Raw genomic sequence first — 8,785 nt, 5'->3', positions numbered from 1 at the left:
CTGAACTCCTGCTCGTTGATTGAGTAGTCATCGTTAAGTGGAACTGAAACTGCCGGGAATATTGTCTTGAAATTTTTAACCTTTGCCATGATATTTTTTCTCCTTTTAATCAGAACTATGTTTTTTAACTGCTCCGGAAGAGGCGCCCTTTCTCCTTTCGCAATCGTTTGTATTTGTTATGTGACATTTATAACATGCTCAACAAATTCGTGCAATATTTCTGCAACCGTCTGCAATTTGTTGCATACTCTTTGCAATATGTTGTATCTTTTGTCGCTTTTGTCACTTTTGAAAGCGTTTTACTTGTGCATATTTTTATATGCACCTCTACGTTGCATGTGCAATTTTAAATTCAAGCACAACAAACGTTTGCACACAGCCTTGTAAATGCTATAATAAAAAAAGCTTATTTTAAGGAGGCTTCACATGGCCACGTTAAAAGATGTTGCAGCTCTCGCACACGTCGATGTTTCCACCGTTTCGAGAGCTCTCAATAATAATTCAAATGTTCATCCGGAAACAAAAGCAAGAATTCTTGCAGCCGTCAAGGAGCTCAGTTACAAACCCAACGTCCTCGCCAGAGGCCTGCGTCAGGGCAAATTAAACACCATAGCCGTAGTGGTACCGAAAATCACCTACTCCATTTTCTCGCAGGTCGCTTTAGGCATTGAAAAAGCCGCCAGCGATAAGGGCTATGCCATCATCATGGTCAACACAGGAAATGACGGGGATGTGGAGAAGAAAAGTCTCGTTAAGCTCAGAAACAGTTTTATAGATGGAATGATAATAGGAGCTACGGGAAGCAACTCAAGACTGATCAGAGACATTAACACTGAGATCCCTGTGGTTCAGGTGGTCCGAAAATTCGATCCGCTGCTTAGCTGTGTAGATGTAGACTACACCGACATAGGCTACAAGGCGGTATGGAACCTTTACAGCAAGGGTTGCAGGAAGATCGCGCTCATAAACAGCTCATTATCCCTAACGCCTTATGAAAACCGATACACCGGTTACAAACGTGCCATATCTGAACTTGACCTGGAGGAGATAGTCATTTCAAAGGATTCCCTGCTTCAGGGTCCTTCCTACGGATATGAATGTACCTTAAAGCTACTGGATGAGTACGACGGCATCGACGGTATAATGCTGGCCAGCGATTCCCAGTCCATGGGCGCTCTCAGAGCATTAAAAGAGAGCCATATTTCCGTGCCCGATCAGATAAAGCTTCTCAGTATGACAGGCATACAGATAGGTTCAATGCTGGAGACCTCTCTCACTTCCTTCGAGCTTCCGGGAGAAGAAATCGGGGAAGAGGCAGCGCTTATGCTCATAAGAGCCATTGAATCTTCAAAGAATGACAAACCGCCTGCACGTCACCTGACTCTTTCCGCGCAGCTTATAGAGCGTGAATCCACGGGTTGATATCTTACATGTACAGGAGGCCGTCGATGCGCCGTGATATCACTCTTCCAGGTTTTATACGGTTTAATATCATATATGCATATAAGGCCGTCGCTTTATGATGCGTCGACATGAAAATACCGCCGGCCGGCTTGCCCGACTGGCGGTATTATTTAATTCCTGGTCAATGCTTCATTTACCTTAAAAAAACCAAGCCCATTCAGCACCTGAAGGAAACGCTTAAGATAGTCCCATGAAGTAGTAGGCCAGATAAAACCGAGTCTATACAGAACCTGAAGGGTATACTCCCTGTTCATCGGAAGCATCACCCGTTCTCTTTCACCTTTGCCGACATCATATGCCATGAGACTTGTCAGAAGGGCTGCTTTCCCCGGATTTCTGGCAGCTTCCCCGAAGATCTTCTCATACTCCTCACGCTCCATCAGCTTTACAGGACATCCTACCCCGGCCATTTCCCGGAAGATATGAACCTTGGATATATACTGATCCGTGATCACGTGGAAAATCACACAGTCCTCCGGAGTTTCGCACAGCCTGATAGTTGCATCCGCAACCACATCGATAGGCGAAAACTCCATCAGGTCTTGTGCCTGATCATAGGGCGCGCAGCCAAGGATCGCATAGGCACGAAGCTGTCCCATGGCTGCATTGGAATTGAAGTTCACCTGGAACTCTCCGTCCGTAAACCTTGCTGACAGGTTACCGTAGCGCATGATTTTGGCCTTCAGTCCGCGGTGAAGAATCGCCTCCAGGATTGCACGCTCCGCCAGGAATTTGGACCGCACATACTGATTCGTAAGATCCTGTCCGCAGTAAAGGGTCTGCTCTGACGGTGAGAATCCCTCCGGCGTATTGTCCTTATACCCAATCTCTATAACGCTCATGGTGGATGCCTGAATCATCATCGCTCCATGCTCCACGCAGAAATCGATCACATTCTTTGCCCCGCCTACATTTACATCCTCAATGATAGAATCATGGGCAAAATGCTTCACAATAGCCGCACAGTTTATGACGGTATCAATATTCTCCGACGAAAGCCTTGTGAAAGATTCCTTATCCGTCACATCCCCCTCGCAAACAAAGAGACGCTTGTCCAGAAGATCCATGTAATCCTTTTCAAAGTAATAATACAGCATGGAAGCAAGACGGATCACCGCAGGACGTTCCTTGGTGGAGCGGATAAAACAGAAGATCCTGCAATCAGTCTTTTCTAAAAGCATGTACAGAATATGTATTCCCAGATACCCGGTGACTCCCGTCAGTAAAACATTACCTAATTCATGTTTTCTCCCTTTCTTGAAACAATCAAGCGTATTCCTTTTAAGGAATTCGTTAATCTCAGTATAATCATAATCCTCTATCTCGCTGTCAGCCTCAGCATGTCTTGATTTCTCCGCCTCATCCGCTGCCTCAACAAGTTTTGCCAGAGCCCGGGGTGTAGGATTGGCAAAGACATCTCCGAATACGATGCTGTAGCCCTTCACTCCCGCCTCTACGACCACCTGTGTCACAAGAAGTGAAGTTCCTCCAAGGTCGAAAAAGTTCTCTGTCGCCAGAACATTATCCACATTCAAAAGCTTCGAGAATATCTCCGAAAAGTCCTTCTCGGCCGCAGATTTTGCAGTATCGCCTTCTCCTCTCAGGATTTCCGGAACCGGAAGATTCTTTATATCCAGCTTGCCGTTAGGCATAAATGGCATCTTATCCATCTGCATATAGGCAGTCGGAACCATATACGGGGTCAGGGTCTTCGACAGGGCTTCCTTCAGAGCCGGAATCTCAACCTTACGATCATTCGTGAACCAGGCACACAGGTGCTCGATACCATTTATCTTCTCGATCTTCACGGCTACATACTTCATGCCCTCCTGGGCTTGAAGTACAGTCTCCACCTCACCAAGCTCTATCCGAAGGCCTCGAAGCTTTATCTGGTTATCCTTTCTTCCGATGATCTCCAGATATCCGTTCGGAAGCCACCTTGCGTAATCTCCGGATTTATAAATACGCTCACCCTTATAGTCTATGAAACGCCCCTCCGTAAGCTCAGGCAGATTGTTATATCCGATACCTACGCCCCAGCCGCCGATATAAACCTCACCGACCACACCGACAGGCAGTTCATTTCCATCCGTATCCACCACGTATTCCGTAACACCCGGTGTCGGCTTACCGACAGTTATCACATCCTCCCCGCTGAGATCATGCTCATTACAGGAAATGGTGATCTCCGACGGACCGTAGATATTCATCGGGTGAGGAACCAGCGCTTTCAGTTCTGTCATCAGTTTTTCGGAATACTTCTCTCCTCCGCAGATAACCAGTTGTCCGTACTGACGAAGGGCATCCTTAAATGTGTCCGAGTAAAGCATCGTATAGATACGAGTCGGCGTTCCGCTGATCACATCAGCCTTGTTCTCCAGCATAAGTTGTCCGAGGAGATCTGCATTTCTGCACTCTGCCTCATTTGCAAAGAGAAGCGTGAGTCCCAGATTCAGCGCCAGTGTATATTCCATAACCGAGATATCGAAGGACAGAGTAGTAATGGAACAGTACACCTTACAGTATTTCTTTATGGAATTGACCATCTCCTTACCCGGCAGGTCCGCCACATAGTGGGCATTCCCGTAGTGACGGAGAACAACTCCCTTAGGTCTTCCGGTGGAGCCGGAGGTGTAGATCATGTAGGAGATATCATCCTGTGTCAACGGTACATGAGGCTTGGTCTCATCCTCTTCCAGGAGGAGCTCCTCGATATCCAGACATGTCTTTCCTTCAAAGCGCGGTATATTCTGCTTATCCGTAATCACGAAGCCCGCATCGGAATCCTCGATAACAAGATTTATGCGATCGATGGGGTATTCGGGGTCAAACGGAATATAGCCGAGTCCCGCCTTGCTGGCACCGAAGATCGCAAACAGAGCTCTGGAGGTACGCGGCAGAAGGATCAGCGCCTTCCCGCCCACCTTCGCACCTCTTTTTATCAAGGCATTGGCAACCCTGTCGGTTATGGTATCAAATTCTTTATAGGTGAAGCTTCCGTCAGCTGCGATCAACGCAGTCCGATCCGGATACAGCTCTGCATTCTTCTCCATGCCGGTAAAGAGGAATGTATCCTCCGGAACCTCTCCCTCTTCGGGAACCGTATGGAATTCACGAAGAAGCTCTCTTTCCCTCTCATCCAAAAGGGAAACATGCCGCAGAGTCTTACTGCCGTCCTCTGCAAATCTGCATAAAGCCGTGCGGTAATAGCGAAGAAAGGCAGCTACAAACTCCTCGGTATACAGGGACTCGTCATAGGCTATCTCGATGGCCGGAGAGGTCTCTCCGTCCACTATCCGCACAGAGAACGGGAACATAGCTTCGCCCTGTTCCTCCTCCTTCACACTGATAAGGCCGGGAATATCCGGCTTCTCAAAGATCCCCTTTTGGTATGCATACATCAGCTCAACGGAATAATCCCATTTTGAGGCGATGGAGGCAAAAGGATAGCTCTCATGGGACACTGCTTCCTTAAAGTCCTCTGCCGTCTTACAGATGAATTCATCTACACTTCCTGCGGTCAGCTCAGAGAAAAGGGGAAGGGTATTGACGAACATACCGTAGGTCTGGAAGAACCTGCTATCTTTTCTCCCCGATGAAATAGTTGATATATAGACATTGTCAGAATTCGTAAGTCTGGCTGTTACATAGTAGAGTGCAGAGAGATAATAGGCAGCTTCCGTGACACCGGTTCTTGCTATAGCCCTGTCTGCCATCTCCTGGGGGAAGTCCTCACTATATACAGCCAGCTTTCCTGCTTCTGCTCCACCAGACTTGTCAGGAGTAAGACGGGTGGGAGCCTCGTACTTTTCGAAGATCCTGTCAAAATAATCCTTGTCGCTTCCAATGAAGTCACCCTTCAGCAGTTCCTGCTGTGTGCGCACAAAGGCTCCGTAACCGTAGGGTTCAGGTGTACACCCCCTTCCTGCCATTGCATCCGCAAAATCCCGCAGGAAGAGATCCAGAGAGAATCCGTCAAAGATCAGATGATGGAAATCCATAACGAGGAGCAGCGACTTCTCCGTCCTTACGATTGCAAAGAAATACAGAGGTCCTCTGTTAAGGGGAAATGCTGCAGCGAACTTGTGAATATAGGTATTGCAATCCTCTTGAGACATCTTCAGCATATGAACAACCGGTTCTGTCTCCTTATTCCGTACAGCCATCACCTGGTTCCCCACCGTCTCAAAGTGAACATTTACGGAAGGGTGTGCCTTGATCACGGTGCGTATCGCATCCTGCAGTAACTTCTCATCCGTATCGGCAGCGAATTCCAGCCTGACGGGGATATTATAGACAGTACTCTCCGGATGCTTGACACATTCCACATATACGCCGAGCTGTGCCGGGCTGATCGGATACGGAGAGAACTCCTCTTCTTCCGGCGCCACTCTGCCATCTGATCTGCCCGTACCCTTCATCCATGCAGAAATGATCATATTCTCAAGTCCGAAAAGTGTCAGACCCTTGAATTCATCCTGAGCGACAGAAATCCCGTAATTCTTATATAAATAAGCCGAAAGCCGTATAAATCCGATACTGGTAAACCCTTCATACTCCAGCGGTGCACTGCCGGATATGTTTTCACGTCCCGTAATCTCGGAGATCTCTCTCCTAAGCTCCGCAACAAGAACATTATCCTCTTTGCGCTCCTGCTCTCCCTCTGTCTCCGCTGCCGGACTCACCGGCCGGGTAGTTGGATCCGGCAAGGCTCTCTTATTCAGCTTACCGTTCTGATTGAGGGGGATATCGTCGATCTGCACGATCCACGCAGGTACCATATACGGCGGCTTTCTCTCCAGAATGAAGTTCTTCAGTGCTTCGATATCAATGTCTCCGTCACTGACGATATATGCGGCAATGGCCTTACCTCCGGATTCGCCGATATTTCGTGCAATGGCGCGGACATCCTTTATACCCGGATATTCAAGGATCACTGCCTCTACCTCTGTAAGTTCTATACGGAAGCCACGTACCTTCACCTGCCCGTCATTTCGTCCGAGAAAATCTATATTTCCGTCAGGAAGCAGTCGAACCACATCTCCGGTACGATATGCACGGGTGAAGCCCTCATCCTTACTGAATGGGTTGGAAATGAATGCCTTCTCCGTCTGCTCCGGCCGATTGAGATATCCTCGTCCCACTCCGCGCCCAGCGATCAAAAGTTCGCCGGGAACCAGCGGCGGAAGCCGTCTCATGTTCTGATCGACCACATAGCATCTGTAGTTCCCAATGGCTTTTCCGATGGGAACACGCTTATAGAGCCTATCCACCGGTGCCGTGGCAGTAAAAATCGTACACTCTGTGGGCCCATAGCAGTTCACCAGGATAGTGGAGTTATTTCTGGGGCGTACCGGAACCAGCGCCTCACCACCTACCAGACAGTAACGAAGGCTCGGAACATCCGCCATGGAATAGAATTGGCGTCCCACCTGTGTGGTCATAAATGCATGATTGATCTGCTGGTCGCGGAAAAGCCGCTCCATAGCAGGAAGATCCATACGGATCTCCTCCTCCAGGATCGTCACACAACCACCTGCAGTCAGTACAGGATAAAGATCCATCATGCAGGCATCAAATCCATAGCTGGCGTAAGCGGCCACCCTTGTCTTATCATCGATTCCAAATTTCTCACGATACCAGAAGCAGAAGTTAGAAAGATTCCCGTGCTCCAGCATAACACCCTTTGGCATACCTGTGGTACCGGAGGTATAAAGCATGATAAAAAGATCCTCCGGGGCCGGATGTGCAGTCAGCTTCTCACCGGCCGGAAGGCTGCTGATCTCCCGGGTATAGAGGACCGGTCCCGAATAATCCGGAACCTTTTCCACCAGAGCCTCATCAGCAATAAGGAGCTTGCTGGAAGCATCCTGAATCATGAAGGAAAGCCGTTCCGACGGATAATCCGACGGCAGAGGCTGATATCCCGCACCGGCCTTCAGAACGCCCAGAGATGCTGTTACCATATACTCCGAACGGTCGATCAGGATGGAGACAACATCTCCTCTGCCGATTCCCTGTGAGACCAGGTAAGCTGCAATACGATCAGAGATCTCATCCACCTCACTGTAATCAAGTATCTTATCTTTGTACCGAACCGCCGGATTCTTCGGATATTTATCCGCAGCCTCCCTGAACATGGATACGATATCCGTCTTAGGATAGTCTCTGTCCGTCCTATTAAAGTCATCCATCTCCGCCAGGTTCTGCTTATCCGCAAGGACTATATTCTTCAGAACACGCCCTTCACAGAATCCTGCAACGATTCCTGCATACAGGGATGCATAGCGACGTATGGTCTCCTGAGTGAAAAGACCTGCATCGTACTGAATAAAAAGCTCATAACTTCCGGTTTCCTTCGGAGAAACGGATAGAAAGAATTCACCATCTGTATCATTTTCCGGAACATCTCCCACAGAGAAGAAAATATTCGGTGTAATAGCATATTCCTTTAAAAGCGCAGGCACATCTGCATCCTTACAGCCCTTTAATTCATCCAGAAGCTCCGACAGCTCCTTACTGAAGACTCCGGCCTCCGCATCCTCCTTAGGCTCGGAAATCAGCGGGATCGTAACTCCACGATCCTTAACAAAAAACAGTATCTGCTCCTGGTTGCATACCATATGCAGAAAATACGCATATGCTCCAAGGAACAGACTGTTATCAGGAGGTGTTCCTACCTCTCCCTCTATAAAATATCGGAATGTTCCACGTGTACCTTCCTTCTGGACCAGTGACGGATCATCATCCCGGAACAGTTCTGTTTCTCCGTCAATACCGTCAAACATATTACGAAATATCTGTGTATCCCGCTCCGTTCCCACGCTTTCATTAATTATTTCCATCTCCACCTCCTTAACCACACTACAGAATCAAAGCTATGGCAACACCACCTCTGATCATTCTTTTTTAATTCTAATGCTTTCATCATGCAAAAACAATCTTACGTACAAAGCAATAGGGGGATTGTTTAGGTACAAACAAAAGGGTTGTTTTAGTAAAAAAAGCTGTTGTTTAAGTACAAAGCAAAAGAGCTCTGCACATTTGTGCAGAGCCCTCCTTATAGAATGGCAGTATATAAAAATTGGATAAAACTAATGGATTAAGCGAACTTTGACATATCAACCTTCTCAAGGCCACTGTTCTTGATACCCTGAGCGATCCAATCCTTCTCTTCCTGATTAAGAGGAAGTACAGGCTTTCTCATAAGAGCGCTTGTGAAGATGCCTCTCTGTACAAGTGTCTCCTTAAGTCTTGCATGAGCCTCACCTGAAGGCTGTCCGCCGCCATAGATTGCCTGGCTGATGTGATAGATTCTGTC

The 8,785-nt window shown here is 47.9% G+C and carries 2 protein-coding genes and 1 pseudogene; 1 reads left to right on the top strand and 2 read right to left on the bottom strand.

The features are described from left to right. Positions 1-426: 426 nt before the first annotated feature. Positions 427-1,422, top strand: coding sequence for a LacI family DNA-binding transcriptional regulator (locus tag T515_RS15305; RefSeq protein WP_036613112.1), 996 nt, complete (start codon positions 427-429; stop codon positions 1,420-1,422). Positions 1,423-1,574: 152 nt separating this feature from the next. Here T515_RS15305 and T515_RS15300 read toward each other — a convergent pair whose 3' ends face one another. Both T515_RS15300 and T515_RS15295 read right to left on the bottom strand, forming a co-directional pair. Further along, positions 1,575-8,309 (bottom strand): non-ribosomal peptide synthetase, encoded by a 6,735-nt coding sequence (locus T515_RS15300; protein WP_036613108.1) that lies wholly within the window; start codon positions 8,307-8,309, stop codon positions 1,575-1,577. A 257-nt stretch (positions 8,310-8,566) separates the two neighbouring features. Then, positions 8,567-8,785, bottom strand: a pseudogene (locus T515_RS15295) (dihydrodipicolinate synthase family protein); the annotation flags it as partial.

The organism is Oribacterium sp. P6A1 (assembly GCF_000702885.1).
Taxonomy (GTDB): Bacteria; Bacillota; Clostridia; order Lachnospirales; family Lachnospiraceae; genus Oribacterium.
The sequence above is the reverse complement of the archived record's forward strand: the minus strand, read 5'-3'. Positions and strand labels throughout refer to the sequence as shown.

What these genes read in the sequence shown, in the direction of transcription:
- T515_RS15305 (WP_036613112.1), top strand. Translation starts at nt 427, where the DNA reads ATGGCCACGTTAAAAGATGTTGCAGCTCTCGCACACGTCGATGTTTCC.
- T515_RS15300 (WP_036613108.1), bottom strand. Translation starts at nt 8,309, where the DNA reads ATGGAAATAATTAATGAAAGCGTGGGAACGGAGCGGGATACACAGATA.